The organism is Symmachiella dynata (genome assembly GCF_007747995.1).
Classification (GTDB): domain Bacteria; phylum Planctomycetota; class Planctomycetia; order Planctomycetales; family Planctomycetaceae; genus Symmachiella; species Symmachiella dynata.
Map to the genome: position 1 here is coordinate 1,811,722 of NZ_CP036276.1, position 18,794 is coordinate 1,830,515.

At 54.3% G+C, this 18,794-nt stretch carries 11 protein-coding genes; 6 read left to right on the forward strand and 5 right to left on the reverse strand.

Annotated elements, in window-relative coordinates:
• Positions 1–3: 3 nt before the first annotated feature.
• From Mal52_RS06975 to Mal52_RS06985, 4 genes are all read left to right on the forward strand, one after another.
• Positions 4–1,482: a serine hydrolase domain-containing protein gene (locus Mal52_RS06975; RefSeq protein ID WP_197534718.1), complete on the forward strand. Its 1,479-nt coding sequence runs from the start codon at positions 4–6 to the stop codon at positions 1,480–1,482.
• An 89-nt stretch (positions 1,483–1,571) separates the two neighbouring features.
• The gene (locus Mal52_RS30355) at positions 1,572–1,706 is read left to right on the forward strand and encodes a hypothetical protein (protein WP_261343626.1); all 135 of its coding nucleotides are present in this window, start codon (positions 1,572–1,574) and stop codon (positions 1,704–1,706) included.
• 14 nt (positions 1,707–1,720) lie between these two features.
• Positions 1,721–3,229: a glycoside hydrolase family 32 protein gene (locus Mal52_RS06980; RefSeq protein ID WP_145374992.1), complete on the forward strand. Its 1,509-nt coding sequence runs from the start codon at positions 1,721–1,723 to the stop codon at positions 3,227–3,229.
• Positions 3,230–3,702: 473 nt separating this feature from the next.
• The gene (locus Mal52_RS06985; protein WP_145374994.1) at positions 3,703–4,947 is read left to right on the forward strand and encodes an alpha/beta hydrolase family protein; all 1,245 of its coding nucleotides are present in this window, start codon (positions 3,703–3,705) and stop codon (positions 4,945–4,947) included.
• A 194-nt stretch (positions 4,948–5,141) separates the two neighbouring features.
• Here Mal52_RS06985 and Mal52_RS06990 read toward each other — a convergent pair whose 3' ends face one another.
• From Mal52_RS06990 to Mal52_RS07005, 4 genes are all read right to left on the reverse strand, one after another.
• On the reverse strand, positions 5,142–8,129 hold the full coding sequence (locus tag Mal52_RS06990) for a DUF1553 domain-containing protein (RefSeq protein ID WP_145374996.1): 2,988 nt from the start codon (positions 8,127–8,129) through the stop codon (positions 5,142–5,144).
• Positions 8,130–8,138: 9 nt separating this feature from the next.
• Positions 8,139–9,587: a DUF1501 domain-containing protein gene (locus tag Mal52_RS06995; protein ID WP_145374998.1), complete on the reverse strand. Its 1,449-nt coding sequence runs from the start codon at positions 9,585–9,587 to the stop codon at positions 8,139–8,141.
• Between the two features lie 380 nt (positions 9,588–9,967).
• On the reverse strand, positions 9,968–11,440 hold the full coding sequence (locus Mal52_RS07000; RefSeq protein ID WP_145375000.1) for an agmatine deiminase family protein: 1,473 nt from the start codon (positions 11,438–11,440) through the stop codon (positions 9,968–9,970).
• A gap of 662 nt (positions 11,441–12,102) precedes the next feature.
• Positions 12,103–13,551 (reverse strand): sigma-54 interaction domain-containing protein, encoded by a 1,449-nt coding sequence (locus Mal52_RS07005; protein ID WP_145375002.1) that lies wholly within the window; start codon positions 13,549–13,551, stop codon positions 12,103–12,105.
• A 267-nt stretch (positions 13,552–13,818) separates the two neighbouring features.
• Here Mal52_RS07005 and Mal52_RS07010 point away from each other — a divergent pair, with 267 nt between their 5' ends.
• Both Mal52_RS07010 and Mal52_RS07015 read left to right on the forward strand, forming a co-directional pair.
• Positions 13,819–15,267: an MFS transporter gene (locus tag Mal52_RS07010; protein ID WP_231962086.1), complete on the forward strand. Its 1,449-nt coding sequence runs from the start codon at positions 13,819–13,821 to the stop codon at positions 15,265–15,267.
• 477 nt (positions 15,268–15,744) lie between these two features.
• Complete coding sequence (locus tag Mal52_RS07015; RefSeq protein WP_145375004.1) at positions 15,745–16,311, forward strand: hypothetical protein; 567 nt, start codon at positions 15,745–15,747, stop codon at positions 16,309–16,311.
• Between the two features lie 126 nt (positions 16,312–16,437).
• Here the strand turns inward: Mal52_RS07015 and Mal52_RS07020 are convergent, their stop codons facing one another.
• A complete protein-coding gene (locus tag Mal52_RS07020; protein ID WP_145375006.1) occupies positions 16,438–18,396 on the reverse strand; it encodes a hypothetical protein in 1,959 nt (652 codons plus the stop codon).
• Positions 18,397–18,794 lie beyond the last annotated feature (398 nt).

An 18,794-nucleotide genomic window follows, 5' to 3' on the forward strand; every position in this document is an offset into this window, starting at 1 on the left:
CCCATGAAAGAAATCGAAGTGAAACAGTTCCCGAATGTCATCCGGTTCGGCATCACATTTGTTGTCGTCCTGAATTTTCTCTTGCAACTGAGAGGCTTGCCGGCGGCTGAGCCAGCAAAAGCACCCCAGTCCGATGAAAAAACTCGCCAGGAAAGCCTGGAATATTGTGCTGCAATCTGTGCTCACCACCTCAGCTCCGGACTATGGGTCGTGGGCCGTAATTACCAGCGAACTCCAGAAGAAGTGATTGCGGAGGATATCGCGCCGTTTCGCTACTTTGGATGGTCCCCTGATTTCAAATACCAGGTGGACGAAGAAAGGCGGCTGGTGACGGTCATTGCTCCCGGTGCTGTGCCTCGTAGCGCGCGTTACACGGGTGATCAAGGCAGTACGATTCTTCCTCGCGGCGAGACCAACGTCTTCTTCAAGCCCGTTCGCGTTCCACGTCGTACTTCCGATCCCGCCAATCAAGCTTGGCCAATGGGCGAAGTGGGTGCCACCGAACCAGTTCCCGGTGTTAACTCTAAGGCGGTGGCGGCTGCACTCGACTGGGCCATGGAGCAGGAGAAACAAAACACGCGTGCATTTGTGGTTGCCTACCAAGGAAAGATCATCGGCGAACGCTACGCGCCTGGTTGGACGAAGGATACACCACAAATCAGTTGGTCACAGGGAAAGAGCATCACAGCGACATTGATTGGAATTTTAATTCAGCGAGGTCTGCTCTCGCTTGATCAACCGGCTCCGATCAAAGAATGGCAAGGCGCTGACGACCCACGTCGAGAAATTCGAATCCGCGACCTGCTACAGATGAGCAGCGGTCTGGACTTCACCAATCTCAGTTTCAACGGACCGGAAAAATTAACCCCCAAAAACGAGCACATGCGCGTTTATTTTGATTCCCTCAACGTGTTGGAACATGCCGTCAACCAACCGCTGAAGGTACCGCCCGGAACACGGTATCGATACCTCAACAGTGACCCGTTGAGCCTTGGCCGCATCATTCGCGACACCGTCGAGGCACAGGGCGAGGACTATCTCACGTTTCCACAACGGGAACTGTTTGACCGGATTGGCATTCGCTCCGCCGTGCTGGAAACCGACGCTTGGGGAAATTTTATCTTGTCGGGTTACGACTACTTATCCGCCCGCGACTGGATCCGTTTCGGTTTGCTGTACCTGAACGACGGCATCTGGCAAGGCGAACGCATTTTGCCAGAGGGCTGGACAAAGTTTGTCTCGACTCCGGCACCAGCCGATGCAAAAAAGGACTACGGAGGCATGTTTTGGCTGAACCTGCGTCCCAGGATGGACCGTGTCCCGAAAGACGCGTACTGGTCAGCTGGTTTCATGGGGCAGGTCACGATCGTGATTCCCTCACGCAATCTGGTGGTTGTCCGAATGGGCCCCAGCCCCGGCGGGGTTTATCCCTATCTGAATGAAGTCATTGCACGCGTGCTCGACGCATTGCCGGAAAACTAATTCTGCCCAGGTTGGCCCCGCTAAGGAAACGGCCGAATACACGACAGAAGTGAGCAGGGTTTGTGGGCCGCCAGGAATGAAATCGATTGATGGATTCGCAGCACTCGAATGAATGCGATCATCTCGATGTGCTCGCGCACTTGCCAATGATCGCTGAAATCCCTGATGTGATTCGTTACCATGATTTGCCTGCGATGGTCACCGCTTTATTAACTTCCCCATGATTGAAATTAGATTCATGATCACCAATTGTCGTCAACATCTTCAGTCTGTCGTATTGATCGGTGCCGTTCTAGGCGGCGGGTTGCTGTGCGCTGCGGAAGCTGAAGAAGATCCCATCAGCATTGGCACTCAAAAACAACTATTTCTCGATAATCGATTGATTGCATCGAGCCAAGATATCACGCTGACGATGAACGAGCCTCGCCGCGATGGGCAGGTGCTTATCAAGTGCGATCAACCATGGGAACAGGGGGCGTCGATTGGCGTCTATTCCAGTGTGTTGAAGGACAATGGCAATGTCCGGTTATGGTACGACATCATCCGCCCGACCGGTCCGGGACCGTACGACCATGAGCGGCGCGTTGCCTATGCCGAATCGAAAAACGGCATTGATTTCGTCAAGCCAATTCAAAATCTTCATGAAGTCGACGGATCGAAGGCCAACAACATTGTATTGCCGGGAGTGATTGGTGGCTGCTCGGTCTGGATTGATAAAAACGCCCCGCTCGAACATCGCTATAAAACCCAGGCCAAGGTTTACCCATCAGGCCAACTTCACATGCACAGTTCGCCCGACGGATTGAACTGGAAATTCTTTCAACGCCTCGAACCGGGACCCGGTGGCTGGGATACACAAAACATCGTCTTTTGGGATTCTGAGATCTCACGATACGTTTTGTTCACACGTCGCTGGGTCCGACTTGAGCCTCGGCAGACGAGCTACCGTACTGTCAGACGGTTGGAATCGACCGATTTCAAACATTGGGAGAACGAAACAGTGGCTTTTCAAGCCGACGAAATTGACTTGGCCTCGCAAGAGACACCCAACGGTCAACCACCCGTTGATTATTACGGCGCTGACGTTTTCGAGTATGAAGGTTTCAAGATCATGCTGGCTGAAGCCTATTGGCATTGGCAGTCTCGCGAACCCCTCAAAGGCTTAGGACCATCTGGTTTCGACGTGCATCTCGCGGCCAGCCGGGATGGGAAACAGTTTCAGCGAATTGGCAACCGCAAGGCATTTATGGCAATGGGACCTGCAGGCCAATTCGACTCAAGGTATGTCTGGGCATTGCCCCATCCCGTTCCAATGGGCGACGAGTTGTGGATTTATTACGTCGGTTCAAACCGCGACCACGACGGAAATATCGATCCCACTGCCAATGGCCAACATTTGTCCGGAATCGGCCGAGCCGTTTTGCGTCTCGATGGATTCGTCTCTGCCGATGCGGACTACAAAGGGGGCCAAATCACTACCCCGCCAATATCATTCGATGGGAATCGCTTAGAGCTCAACGTCGATGCGAGCGGAGGCGGTTCGGTTTTGGTCGAAGTCCTGGATCCCAGTGGAAGCCCCTTACCCGGCTTCACCAAACAAGACGCCACACCCATCAACACCAATTCAGTCCGAGCTCAAGTTGCCTGGGGTGATCGAGATGACGTCAGCAGCCTATCCGGCAAGCCGGTTCGGCTGCGATTTCATCTGAAAAACTGCAAACTGTATGCGTTTCAGTTTCGTGACTAACGTTGCGTCCGACTACAGTTCGGGCATTCGGTACGGACATCGCGTCATCTGTTGCGGGTTGCTTTGGATGCCAATCCCGTTGAGCCACCTTTGGACAAAATTATCCCGCGAGTCGATTCTCGACGTTCATCACCCCAAGCATGACTGCAACACGGATGAGCGCATTCGGTGCTCCAGATTCAACAGCGATGCCGACAACGATGCGAGACGATTTTTAAAAAGCCAGTGGGCCTGTAGGCCATGCTTCAGTCTCAGGTGCCGCGAATCACTCTAGCCGCTCGACCTGTTCTCGCGGGATGTGGTAACATGCTATGCGGAGCTCTTCGGCGGCCATCTGGAATCCTTTTCCAACATGTCATTGCTCGAAGTGCCGCTTTGGTTGAAAGACCGATCACGCGACCCCAAACTGGCTGTTTTGCAGAACCTGCCTAACAGAGCAAAGCGTTTCTCACTCACGTCAGGGAACTCGAATCATGCAACGACGAACGTTTTTAGGCTCTCTTGGTTTGGGCATGACAGCAGCAGCTTTCAGCGAAAATGTTTCTCTATCACAGGCTCATTCCGCTGAAGCAATAAAACGGAAGACTTTTACGACCAACCGCGAAGACGGGCGATTTCAGGAGACTGCTGGGTTCCTGCAAAATCAAATGAAAATAAACCCGCCGAAGTTGGCGTTCAATCCCCACATGAAAAAGGCGGAGTTTCCTGCCTGGCAAGAAGCAGTCCGAAAAAAATTGCGGGAGCTGCTCGCATTCCCCGAGGTTCCCACACAGCCCGAACCGAAGCGACTTTGGATCCGCCACCGGGAAGGGTACCAGCTTCAAAAATGGGAAGCGTATCCCGAACCGGGGTGTGTCGTTCCCTTTATGGTTCTGATTCCAGATGGGATCACGCAAAGTCATCCCGCTGCAACCGTCATGTGTTTTCCCGGTTCGACCTGGAGTCTCGAAAGCCTGGTGGGCGAACCAGAAATTGGGAAAAAGGCAAAGGACAACGTCAAAAACCGTACGGACTGGAAATGGCAAGACAACCGGATGGCATTGCACATCGCCCAACAGGGGATGGTGAGTATCGCCGTTGCCAACCCTGCCACGAACGATACCGACAGCCCGCTTCGGGGGCGTGCGCAAACCTCGATCAACGCAATCTTGCTGGGACGTTGTTATCTGGGCATCTCCGCTTTTCAAAAAGCGCATATCATGGAATGGGCGAGTCGACAGCCATTCGTTGATAAAAACCGGATCGGAGTTTGCGGACACTCTCTCGGCTCCGAGCCGGCAGATGTTTTGGGGGTTCTTTATCCGGACTTAGTCAAGGCCATCGTCCATAACGATTTCTGTTGCAACTGGATTGAACGAACAATCGTCATGAATGGCGAACCGGTTTCCGATCATCACGTCATTCCAGGCATGTACCAATGGTTCGACGCCACCGACTGGGAGGCTTCGCTGGCTCCCAGACCGTTGCTATTCACCGAAGGAGGCCGAGCCAATCAGCTCGCAAAAATCGAAGCCGCCTACCGACTCAACGGTGCTGAAGACAAACTGAAGATTTACTACTACAAAAAATACAGTAACCCGGCCGACCGCCCCTTCGATTTCAAACCGATCCCTGAGGGCTTAACCGTCGAGGAATACTTCCAATACGCCAATGTCGATGCCCCCAAGCACGTCTTCCGCCCGAAGCGCGTCGTGCCGTGGTTGAAGGAAGTGTTGTAGATTTGGCCGAATTCAGTTTACTTCCACACGATCACCGACTGTGTGCCTCGCTCTGAGTTTTACCATGTGATCGCGGTGGGGGAAGCGCGGATAGCCCGCACTCCTAGCTTCCACCATCGACACGGTCGTTTGCTCAGCATCGTCAGCTCCAGCACCGTCCCTTGTTGTCTTTGGACCGCGGGTCGCTCGGCGAGCTAATCGATATACAAAAACTCGTTGGAGCACAGGAGCATGTGGACGAATTGTGCGAAGGACTTCTTCGTCATATCCTCCGGCGCAGCGCCGGAGGTTTCGTAGAGTTGATTCAGGTGCTGCAAGTGCTCCTGCGCCGCCTCAACTTCAGAGTGTGACGGACTCCTTGAAAGCGCAAACCAATAAGCCTTCTCAATCTTCTGCGCCAGCGGAGCGTCGCTGCCAACGGTTTCTTCAACGCGCTGTGCTAAGTGGTCGGCGCTGGACGTCAGAAATTCGCTGTTGATCATTGTCAACGACTGCAGCGGTGTCGCCGACTCTGACCGCCGCGTGCAGTTGACGTCGATGATCGGAAAATCGAACACACGCAAAAATGTGAGCGGGTTTGTCCTGCGGGCGATGAGATAAACGCTGCGGCGCTTGTCAGCGGCAACGGTCTGCAAACCACTGGAAGCCGCTTTCAGCAGGACCGGCGGCCCACCTAATGTATAATCTCCCTGTCCGCTGACAGCAATCACCGAATCTCGCAGAGCCTCGGCATCGAGTCGCCGTAGATTCATCCGCCAAAGCAGACGGTTGTCTCGATCGATCTCAGTGGGAGATGGCTGTCCGGCGATTTGACTTCCTTGCTCATCGTTTTCCTCGACTTCCCTTTTCGACATCTGCCGATAGACCGTGGAGGTCATCATCATTTTGTGGAAACGTTTCGCGCTCCAGCCTTGTCGCATGAATTCCACTGCCAACCAATCCAGCAGTTCCGGGTGTGTGGGCCGCGCACCGGAGATCCCAAAATTCCCCGGCGTTGCGACGATACCCTTCCCGAAATGATGCTGCCACAAACGATTCACAATCACCCGCGCAGTCAATGGGTGATCGGGACTGGTCAACCATTCAGCAAAGGCCAGACGCAAACCGGTTGTCTTTCCCACTGCTGCCGTCGAGGGAACGGCGGTGGACTTGCCCGGTTCGCTTAGAACCGTGAGGAATCCCGGACTGACTATTGGGCCGGCGAATTCGACATCCCCGCGGTGGAGCAGGCGGATGGTGGGGGCCTCGCCGACATCCCAAAGGGCCTGGATTTTCTCAATGCGGAGCGTGTCCAGAACCGCCTGGCCTTCTCGGATTTGTTCTTGCAACGTGTCGCGAGCCATGCGGTCGGCCTCGCTCAAGGCCGCATCGACTTGAGCATCTGTCACAGAAACGGTTTTTTCGTACTTGCTCGCCAGCGCTTTCTGGTTCTTGTCGCGTTTTTTTGCCGCCGTCGCGAGAGCTGCCTCGACCTCGGCACGGTCCGCCTCGGGGATTTGATTCAGCTTTTCCTCACGCAAACGATCTCGATAAGGCGCGCGAAGCTCCTTGAGCTGTTTTTTCAACGTGCTCAGAGTCGCGTTGGCTTCCTTCTTTTTTCGCTCAATTTCAGCCTGCTCGGTTTTCGAGACATCATAGAGATGTCGTTTCTTGGGCGGCAACCACTCGGTGGGGTTATAAGCCGACGTAAATAGCGACAGAAAGCGGTAATAGTCTGCTTGAGGAATGGGATCAAACTTATGATCGTGGCAGCGCGCACACGCCAATGTCATCCCCAGCGTACTTGACGAGACCCTTTCCATCAGCATGAACAACGCCTCATAGCGATCAAACGGCAGGTTCGAGATGTCTTCATCGGTGGCGTCCAACACATTTCGCAGGTAACCGGTCGCAGTGAGAAGTTCCAGGATTTCGGGCGAGTATTTTTCCGCATTTCGCCAATCGACTAATTCGTCACCCGCAATCTGCTGGACCAAAAACCGGTCCCAGGGAGTGTCTTGATTCGTCGCATTGACGACATAGTCACGATAGCGCCAATAGCCGTCGGACAACGTGGCCTTTGTGGGGTTGAAGTCCTTCCCCGCAGTATCCACATAGCCAACCACATCGAGCCAATGCCGGCCCCAGCGTTCGCCATAGTGCGGCGAGGCGAGCAGTCGATCGATCAGGTGTTCGTAGGCATCCGGGCGTTCGTCGTCTAAGAATTCACGTGTCTGAGCGGGCGTCGGCGGGAGGCCGGTTAGATCGAAACAAGCCCGCCTGAGCAACGTGAGTTTCGACGCATCGGGTGAGAACGTCAGTCCGCGAGATTCTAATTTTGCCAAAATAAATTGATCGATGGGAGTACGAACGCGCTGTTTGTCTTTGACCTCGGGCAGGGGAGCGGCAATCGGTTTTTGGAACGCCCAGAACTGACGATCTTCGTCAGAAATCGTGGGTGCCTCTGCTGAATCTGCCGACTGATTGGGACGTGGTTTCACATCGACGAAATCCGCGAACCGGCCATTGTCGATCCAACGGGTGATGGTTTGGATTTCGGCGGCAGTCAGTGGATCGTCCGAGTCGGGCGGGGGCATGGCATGACTGGCGACTTTGCGAATCAGAATGCTCTTCTCAGAAAAACCTTCCACGATTACCGGGCCGCTGTTGCTGCCGCGGACCAGGGACTCCAAGCTGGTTAAGTCTAATGCGGCATCCGGTTCATCCTCACCGTGACACGCGCTGCAGCGCTCCGTCAGAATGGGCTGAATCTCTTTTTCGAAGCGCGCGAAATGCTGTTGAACGTCCTCGGGCAACTCGGTCGATTCCTCAGACGCCGCCCCTGTTTCAATCCAGCGGCGAACCGTTTCGATTTCATCGTCAGACAGCCTGAGTTTGAAGATCTCCGGCGGCATTTCACGGGTCGAGACCTTCTTCCATAACAGACTCTCTTCCAGCGAACCTTTGACGAGGACCGCCCCGTTCTGGCTACCGCGCATCGTCAAACGAGCTGAGCGCAGGTCGAGCCCCAATTGCGGCGAACTCTTGCCGTGGCAGTTGAAGCAATAGCGTGTGAAGATCGGCAGAACGTCTTTTTCAAAGACAGGCTGTTCAACAACCTCAGCTGAGGCAATCGCCCCGTTCGCATTTATGATCGCGGCAATCACGATCACCAAGTATTTCGTCATAAGATGTTTCGTCATTCCGTCAGATCATGAACAATAGACTTTGTTGCTCAACAAGTCGCCAACGACCTTGGCGCCGGAAACCGTCACGTTGGTGGGCGTCTCAACACGACCGCCCAGTGGAAACTGTACCCGCTGGTGGTCGAGCCCCAACTGATGGCAAACAGTGGCGATCATATCGGGAACGCTGACCCGATTGACGATGCTCTTGTAACCAAACTCGTCGGTCTCGCCGTAGATCAACCCTGGTTGAAATCCGCCGCCGGCAAACCAGAGAGTAAACGCGTTGCGGTTGTGGTCGCGGCCTTTTCCATTTTGTGTCGTGGGCAGACGACCAAACTCTCCGGCCCACATGACGATCGTGCTCTCCAGCAGTCCACGTTGCTTCAGATCTTTGATAAGCGCCGCAGCCCCTTGGTCCGTCGCGGTGGCAATATTTTTCATGCCTTTGCCGATGTCGTTGTGATGGTCCCACGGTTGCCCGGGGCTTGTTGTGACTTGCACAAATCTCACGCCCGATTCGACAAGGCGGCGCGCCATCAAACACCGCGTGCCGTATTTCGCGGTGGTGGGATTATCGAGGCCATAGAGTTTCTGTGTCTCCTGCGTTTCCCCAGCCAGATCGAGCACACTGGGCGCTTCCAATTGCATTCGTGCTGCCAGTTCGAAATTTTCGATCCGCGATTCCAGCTCAGACTCACCGGGACGATTGCTAAGATGTCGGGCATTCAATTGATTGAGAAAATCCAAATTGGCGCGCTGGGCGCCCGGCGGAAGTGACGCGGGAGGATTCAAATGGTGGATCGGGGCGCCACGGGTGCTGAACTCAACACCTTGGTACAAAGCGGGCAGAAACGCGTTGGCCCAAAGTTGTTTCCCTCCGATTGTGTATCCATCCGGGTCGCGCAAGACGACATACGCCGGCAGGTTTTGATTCTCGGTGCCTAATGCATAGCTGATCCACGCTCCCATCACCGGCCTGCCGGGAAAAATCTTGCAGGTGAGCAGCATGTTCAGCCCCTCAAGATGATTGTTGTGCTCGCTGTGCATCGAGCGCACAAAGCACAGATCATCAACGACACTGCTCACATGCGGCAACGCCTCGGAAACGTCCATGCCGCACTCACCATATTTTTGAAACTTCAACGGCGAGGGGAGCAGGCTGTTGACGTTGTTCGGCTGGTGAATCTCGACACCATCGGGGTGCGGCTTGCCGGCCATTTGCGTCAGGAGCGGCTTGGGGTCAAACAAGTCCATCTGACTGGGACCGCCATTTTGGATCAGTTGAATGACCGCTTTGGCACCCGCCGGAAAATGCGTCTTGCGCGCATGAAGATTACCATGAATCGGTAAACCAGCCGGTTCCGATGTTTCCGCACCGAGTAACTGCTTTCCGCCAAGCAAGTCGGCAACGGCAAGTTGTCCCAAGCCAAATCCGGAAAGCGAAAGCATCTCGCGGCGACTAAATTGCATCATGTTCTTGCTTACAAAATCTGACTTGCGGGTTGGAACGCCGATTCGACCACACCAAGTCGGTGAAACAGCAAAGCTCCTTTTTCGTCTATTTCCATGATACACAAATCAATCAGCCGGCTACAGAGATAGGGAAACCGAGCCATTCGATTGCTAAGCGAAATTCCACGAAAACCTGCGTTTTCTAGCAAGTTCTCGGCACCTAGAGTCTCTAACGACAGGACGAAGCGCTTTGACATCTGAGACATGACACCGAAATCAGCGTCCGGCTGCTGCAGACCATGCATAGCGATTTGCACTCGGGCGCAGCCCATGCGCAGTGATTCCGTATTGCATCTCTGCGCACTCAGCAATCTCTACGACGTCTTGCACAGTTTCTCAGGCTATTTGGAAATGAGCTCTTGTTCTGTTCGATTTTCAACGCGATCAAAGTTGGGGAGCAGACTACTGCGCCACCGCGTCAGCTCACGCTCGCTCATTTTGGTTTGACGGGAGTCGATCAACTGAGGCTTCATCGCAATCGGACGCGGCTGGTACTGGTGGGGATCGACTTCGAAGCCCAATGCGTGCGGGTCAATCAGAGCGGACTCTTGACCAGGGTCGGCCAACGAGATTATTTCAGTCTCGTCGGTGAATTCAAATTCTTCAACAACTTGTGGTTGCGGAGGTGGAAAATCGGGGAGACGTCCCAGCGGTCCCAAGTTCATTGTGATGCAATGCAATGCCCCTTCGGATTGAATCACCTGGCTGGCATCGATCCCGACAATTTTCCGTTGCGGCAATACTTTGGCAAATGCGCGAAATGCCCGCTTACGAAGGGCGAGGTCTTCTTCGCCATAGGTTGGAACCAATACCACGCCGTTGGCATAAATAACGTTCGTATAAGTTCTCCAGACTCCATCGTGATGCGGCGGCATGTCAATTCGCACCACATGCAGGAAATCGGTCCCGGTCCGGACTTTGGAAAGTTGAATGGCGTTCCGATCCAGGATTTCAGCATTCAACGGATCGTCCTCGGGATTGAATCTTCCCAGCAGGACAACGTTTTTTGAAACGAATGTCACAAACATATCGGCATGACCGGTCGGTTCGCCGAATAGCGGTTCAAGAACCACGAGTTGCTCGATGCCGCATTGTTCATGGAGAACATTCCGCAGCATTGGGATTTCAAACTCGTTGAGCGCGTTGTCGTCGAAAAGCCGGTGGGTTGTGATGGCCAGGCCATCTCCATTACTCAGCAGGTTGCCACCATCCAGTCTCAGCGAGAGGTGTTCGACCGGCAATTGCAAAAGGTTGCCCAATTCGCTGGGGATGCGATCGTCCTGTGTCCGTTCCATGTCGTAGTCGGGGTCGATGACAATGGGCTGCCCTTCCTTGGGCGTGACGATGATTGGACCATAGTCGCGAGCCCACATCGTATCGTGCGGCAATTGTGCAAAACGGACATGGTCGAACGGTATGGATCTTGTCTGCAGTAGTTGTTTGGCTGATTCGCTTTGCTCCAAATCCGTCACCAACAGAATGATTTCAATATGCCCGCTGGTTTGACGCACAATATCGGCCAATAAATTCGGAAAGTCGTCAATCAAATCACGACAGGCTAACAACAGCGCACGTTGGCGTTCATATTCTCCAACGATGCAGCGGTGGCGTTTGTTGCTTGGGGGAGAAACGGGGGCCAATACCTTGGGAGCCCGTGTGACCTGCGTCCAGGGGTAATCAGGCGCAACGACTTGAAACAATTCAGTGTGAGGAGGAAAGACGCGGGTGGTTCGGCGTTCTCCGCAATCCGCAGCTGACGCAAGCGTGACAACGAGAAGGAGCCCTGCTGCGGTATACTGTCTCAATTGGAACATTTCGACATCCTTATGGTCGTGGTTTCACCACATCAATTCATCAAGCGGAGTATCTCAACACTGGTCGTCAATTCCGTGGGATTTGTGCCTTGCGGCAATTTCTCACAGGGACGCTTTTTAGAGAGCAGCGAAATGAGAATCAGCGTTGGGAGCAGCGGCGCACGTTGCGTCTTAGTTTTTTTGGGCGATCCTCAGCGATCACACCATGGACCCGTGCACCGCAATAGCGACATTCCCATGCCGCATCGACCTCGCCCCGCCGCGCCGTTCTCAACGGCAAAGGCAGCAAGCAGTCTTCACATGCGAGAATGCGTTCAGAAGTTTCAGGGGCCACTTTCGACAAGGAACCACTCCTTAAAACCGGGGGGATCGAATTCAAGTTGCCGAGTCGGTAAGCGAGATTCGATTAGAGGCGGGAATTGCAAAGCGATACATACTCCCCTTCGCGATAAGCAACTGCCGTGCCACGTCGAAGCTCATTGCGGACCCTGTGTCGCAAGTCATTTGACGGGAATGGCTTATGGAGAAATCAGTGCGTTGGCCATTAAGCAGGCTCGATACAAACCGGAGGCGCCACCTCCGATTGATCACGCAGGTCAAATGGAGTCGCCGTCTTAGAAGCCCAGACGGGCGGGTGGAATTCTGGGCAGCGCTCGTGATGCTTAGCTGCGGTTGGAACGAAAGTCTTCCTTCCGTAGGTCGTAACGGCGCATTTTTTCAAACAGCGACCGTGGCTCAATCCCGGCGCGCTCCGCCGCCTCTCCGACACGTCCGCGCGTGAGTTGCAACACGCGGATTAGGTAGGCTTTTTCAAAATCGGCAACCACGGCTTGCCGGGCCTCTCGAATCGGCAAATCGAACCACTCAACTGGAAATTGCGAACCCTTTCCACTCGCCAGTGCGGCGGCATGAGATCGCGGTTCGCCGCTTGAATGACCTAGGGTGATGGTCTCAGGAAGATCATTGGTGGCGATCGTATCGCTGTCACACAAAAGTACCGCTCGTTCGATAACGTTGATCAGTTCCCGCACATTGCCGGGCCAAGAGTAGTTCACCATTTCCTGAAGCGCGTCCTTGTCGATCGATGAGACATTCCGACCGATCGATGCGCGAAAACGGCTGACATAATCCTGTGCCAAGGCTGGAATGTCTTCGCGACGCTCTCGCAATGGGGGGATGGAGAGGTTGATTACACCGAGACGATAATACAAATCGCGGCGAAACCGCCCCTCTTCTACCTCGTGGAGTAGGTCGCGGTTTGTCGCCGCAATCACGCGCACGTCGACAGCGGTTAAGCGTTCGCTGCCGAGGCGTTGCACCTCGTGGTTTTGCAAGACATGTAGCAGTTTGACCTGTAAATGCAGGGGCATTTCTCCGATTTCGTCGAGAAATACCGTCCCGCCGTGCGACAGTTCAAACCAACCTCGACGCGCCCGAGAGGCACCCGTAAAGGCCCCTTCTTCGTGTCCGAACAATTCGCTTTCCAGCAAGGTCTCCGGCAAAGCCCCGCAATTGACTGCGATGAACGGACCGCCGCTGCGCGGTCCCTCGGCATGAATGGCTCGCGCCAATCGCTCCTTACCGACGCCGGTTTCCCCTGTAATCAGCAGTGAGGAATCGCTGGGTGCGACACGGTGGGCGACATTAATAAAGGCTTGCATCGCAGAACTATCTGAGACGAAATCAGAAAGCTGAGGATTCCCCATACCGCGCCGTGAAGCGATGGATTGGTCAATGGCATTGCGGCGTCGCTGGAAAACCGCTGAGAGGGCATCCCCCATGACCTTGTTGGCGACTCCAGTGTGCAATACGAAAATGCAACCAGCAGCCAGCAACCGCGCCCGGTCGTCCGCATCATCTTGCTCAGAAACGACAATCACTTCCGGCGGCTCAGGAAGCGTCTCGATCGCCGCCAGAATATCTTGTTCGGAGTGGTCTAGCACCGATTGGCTGATGATCACAAGATCGCAACTTTCACGCCCCAACTCGTGAAGCAGCGGGTCGGCCGCGGCAGAACAGGCTTTGATAATGACATCATCGTCTTTGAGAAGCCGTCGCAGGCGTTGTTGAAGCGCTTTCGGCTCAACGGCGAGGAGTAATCGAAGCAGCATGTCTACTGGGCCTTCAAAATCGGAAGTATACTTTCCGGAGTATCGGAGTTATTAACTCCGTTTTATCAAGCCGTGTAGGGAGCTGACCAGTTCAGTTTGGCCGTCAATCTTCTGTTTTATCGAGGAGTCTGGCGATTTTAGAACCCCGGCGTCTGAAAAGGAGGTTTGGCATATCAATTGCTTAACTGCTTTAGTGATGAGTGAGTTGCGCCGAGATGCCACTATTGGGAGCGCTACGATCATGCGACATAACGAGATCCTGCCCCCATGCGGTTCAACTATCTTAATACCTATTGGTCTCCTGAGACCGCTCAGCGCGCAATCATCGTCTCCGGTTGTTTGGGGATGGCCTATACCCAACTGACGATGTCCCCGGCGACAATCCAGTACGCCCGTTCATTAGGCGCTACCGGTCTGCATATCGGCATCCTCGGGGCTCTCCCGGTGGCCATGCTGTTCATGCAGTTTTTGGCCGCGATTATTGCGAATCATCTGCGGTACCGCCGGCGAGTCTGGCTGACTGTTTCCATTGCACAACGACTGATCCTCGTCCCGATTGTGTGTGGGCCACTGCTGTTCCCTGAAATCTCTCACATGATTTGGATCTGGGGTTTCATCTTTTCGACAGCGGCTAACCATGCGTTGCTGCATTTCTGCACTCCGCTCTGGCTGTCTTGGATGGGCGACTATCTGCCGCATCAGGGATTGAGTCACTATTGGGGCATCCGCCATCGTTGGGCGCAATGGGCTGGGGCCTCGGTATTACTGGGAGGTGCCCTCTTTGTGTGGCACAGCGGCTGGTCGGTACTGTCCGCGTTTGCCGTGCTGGTGATTGCCGGGGCGGTATTCGGTATTGCGGATGTGCTCCTCTTTCTCAAAGTCGACGAACCTCCCATTCACCGCTTGCCTGAACCCCAACTCTGGAAGGTGATCAGTGCGCCGTTTCGAGAGCGGAAGTTCCGCAGTTTTATCGGATATTCCTGCTTTTGGCACTTCGCGGCTATGGTGGGGGCCCCATTCATTAGCCTGTACCTCCTTGTGGAAGTCGGCATGGATCTGTTTCAGCTCATGATGCTTTGGACGTGTTCCTGGGTGGGGGGCGCCCTATTGGCACGTCAATTCGGCAGTCTCGCTGAGTCCAAGGGCAATCGGCCGGTGCTCATCCTCTGCACGCTGTTTAAGCCGCTAAACATGATCGCTCTTCTCCTCGTGCCCCATAACCCGACTCTTGCGTTTTGGTTGTTGATTCCGGTCTTCATGGTCGATGCCCTGTTGAACGCAGGGATCGCAATCGCCACGAACGGCTTTCTGCTGAAAAACTCGCCCAGCGAAAACCGGACGATGTATATTGCCGCGGGAACGGCAGTCTCTGGACTTGTCGGCGGTGCCGCCTCAATCATGGCCGGCGCTACTTTGGCAGCTCTTGACTCCTGGAGCCTTCGCTTCGGTGGCGTGACGGTCAACGGATTCAGCTTGCTATTTGGCCTCAGCCTCACACTGCGCGTGGCAGCAATCTTTGTCGCCCGCCGCATCCATGAGCCGCAGTCACACACAACGACGATTGTCATCAACGATCTGGTCGGCGTGACTCCACTCAGGATGTTGCGGCTCCCACTGGGCATTTTCCAAACAGCTGAAGTCGTTCAGAAAGTTCGCATTCAGACAAAACGCCGTGAACGCATCCGATCCGCAGTCGTGCATGAAGAAGCTGTTTAAGCCGCACCGACCAGATGCTCGGCGAGCTACACGACGTGGTGAATCGGTATTTCCTCGTACGGCCCCCGCCATCGCAGTTGACGACGACAAACGTCCCGAATGGCAACTCGCAATCGCAGCCTCGCCAGCCAATCCCACAAACGATCGAGAGTCCGCAATCCGCAATCTCGAACCGAACGACGTGAAACGCCGATCGGTGTGGTTGTTCGGATTCCTCTAGGGCAAGAAAATGCGGGCATCCACCGACCCGTATCGGTCACAATTCCTTAGGCCGAACTGCCGCCGATTGGACATTCGCGGGCGGCTTGGATAGATTTTTACAGAGGTGACGAATTCGGCAGGTGGTCTGCTCAATATGGGGGCTGGCCGACACGAACAGCTTCCCGCGACGTTCCGATAGAGACTTTCGAAGTCACCTAGCGATCTCCGGCAAATGTACCGTCTAACTTCAACTCCGTGAAGAGAAGCTAAAACATAATGCTGCGCTCGCTTCTTCAACTTTTTAAACGTCCCAAGCCCCGCAAGCCTGCCTTTGATGGACGGATGTCTGAAGTGAATCCCCAGGGGGGCAGAATCCAGGAGCTTCTCCGGCAATTTGTGGAACAAGGTAACCCGGAGAGTACGAAACAGGTATTACGTTTCGTGAATAGGCGTATGGACGATGCTGTCCGACTAGCATCGAACAAGACCTACGAATCCTTGATGCAAGCGCATCAGGAAGCAGTGGAAACAGAAACCTTCTTATTGGCGTGGAGCCAGCGATACCAACCCGAACCACCTGCTGGACGTGACAAAGATCTTTTGCAGGCGACCTATTGGGAAATCCTTGGATTTATTGCGGTAATGCGACTCAGCTTTTCCGACATTCCATTAGCCGGGGAACGAGAAATCGAAGGCAACCATTTTTATGTGCGCCTCGAAAACGGTATCGGATGTGGTCCATTCTGTGGACAGTGCTTTGCACAAACCCAAAAGGCCTACCTGTTGGCGCATTCCCCGACGGAAGGAGTTCACATGAAATGCCCCAATTGTGAATTGCCTTAACCAGGGTGAGGTGACTGACCTCCACGAACAGATGTTCATCTCAGCTGGATGATCGCAGGGCCCCAAAAAACGGCGGCCGGATAGGATTCCGGCCGCCGAATTAGATTTCCAAACATCAACCATCCGTTACGGATGCTCGAGGTAATCGTCGTCGCTGCCGACGGCTTGTTCGATTCCTGTCTCTTGTCCGACCGTTTCGGGGAACGGGTCTTCGTGGATGACGTCGAAGCCGGCTGGGACGATGGTTTGCATTTCCTTGGGAATCTTTTCTCCCTCGGCCAAAGTCAAGCGGACGTGCTGTTTCAGTTGCACTTGGTCGCGGCGTTCATCCGGTCCATGGATCAGTCGCATGTCGTCGATGCGGTAGGCGTCGTTTTCTTTGACCAACCAGACGACAGCGCCCAGGTTTTGGTCGCCTAGGACGACTTGGACGTTTTTCGGGTTGGAGTTTTCGACGCGATGCAGCGGCATTTTCAAGTGGGACGCCGGTGTGATATTCAAATGCGGAATTCGTCGGCATTGGCTCCATGCCATGCGGTTGAGTTCACGCGAAGAGTTCACAGCCACCAGTTCTAGATTGTTCAATCGGAAACCCGCAGCGAAATCGTAGATCGGAATCATGATTTCCGCCGTTTGTTTCAGCGAATCGGGGCGTCCCTCGCTGGGGAACAGGATGTCGTCCACTTTCATTTCACCATGCAGAGCCCGCATGACGTAGGTGATCGGCTTGTCACCTTGGTTGACGGTGATTTCGGTCAGTTGTCCACGGAAGACAATGTTTTCCGGAACGGGCTGCGTGTTGGGAATGTCGCTCAGCGGCAAGTCGTGAATCGTCTCGGGTGTCAGTCGTTCCCAAACGCGTTTGCGGAAATCCCGTGTGGAGAGATAATCGAGTGTCTTCAGATCACGCTGTGCCAGAGCGTGGCTGAAAACCTGCATCGACTGTTGTGCATTGAAAACGGCAGCCAGGCGTTTTTCTTGACGGTCCTGCCAAACCGTGACATCGTCAACGCGATATTTTCGCGGTGCATTGACGGGAGTGTCTTTATCCCGCATGAGAGTGATTTGCAGCACATCGTCGGCGTCGCGGATCACGAACTCAGCACGGCCTTCGACGATATCCACGCTACGATTGTCTTGATCGACCTTGTCCATTGCCGGGATCGGAAAAGAGGCGAGGTCAGCTGAGGCGAGAGCCCCTTTAAAGAACTGCGGTGTGGTCACTTCTTCCAGGCCGGATTTGTCGTTTCCATCGTAGGCAGCACGGAATGAATTTGTGGTGGTGAGTACGGCGGCTAAGTCTTGAATGGAAGGGATGTCCCGGACTTCGCCGCGTGATTCTCCAGAAATGCTCACGGCAACATTGTCGACCAGCCAGCGTCCATCGTGGTTGCGATAGGCGACAATGATTTTGCGGCCGTTTTTGCTCATGGAGACTTCGGCGGAATCTTCAGCCATACGAGCGCGGGGTTTGAATTTCTTGCTCCCTTTCCCCTTGCCATGCACACTGGTCAAGATGTGGTCGAGATCCGGCGGCGGCAATTCAGCCATCAGACGCGCCAGTCGTGGCGTGCAGCTTCCCAAAACCTGTTGGCGGTCGCCGTTGGTCCAGATGTAGTTGAACTCTTGCACGGCTAGCAACAGATTCATTTGTTGTGCAACGGATCGATATCGTTTTTGGCCGGTCCGTTGGGTTTCAGAGCGATACACGTCATCAACAACCCAATTCCCGGAATCGTCATCCGGGACGATTGTGAAGACCAACTCGCGTTTCGGTTTATCCTTTTCGCCAATTTCAGCGACGACAATTTTGTTTTCGCCCTCATCTTGGACATCTTTAATTGTGATCTGTCCCTTGGGCAGGTTGAGCACCTTCAAAGCGGCAAACGGTTCAGCCGGTTTGCTCAGCGGGAATGCTTGCTCTCCAAGCTTGTCGGAGCTGCGATCGCGAACTTTCGCCAGGTCCTCTTCTTCGACCTGCTCCATCCACTTGCTGATGGTTCGCATTTCCAGTGTATTAGCACACCCGGTTACGAGACTCGCCAACAAAGCGATCAGGAATAGCGACTTGGCGTTGAGATTCATACCAAAAATCCTTCGGCGGACACGCGGATCGTGCGAAGACGACCAGGTGTCGCCCGAATTGAGACGGGACGGACTTTGAGACTTGATTGAGAGAGGTGAAGAGGGTCGGGGTTCTCGCAGATTTTCAAAAACGCGTCAAGCCCTTCGGTGACCCGTCAAGCGAAGTTTTTACTCTCGGTCGTAAGAACGTCGATTTGAGACGCGGCCCAGGGGAGGTGGACGCGATTTCACCGGACGCGACTGTGCAAAAGCGAAACCCTGTCGGGCTGTTCATTCCGGGAATGTGCGCCAAAACAATCGTCATGCGAAATCGTTGTAAGCGTTACGATTGAATCTTAGGTCCATTTCCAGGCAGTTTTGTGTGTGCAGATGGACTCGATTTGGCACGCAATCGCGGA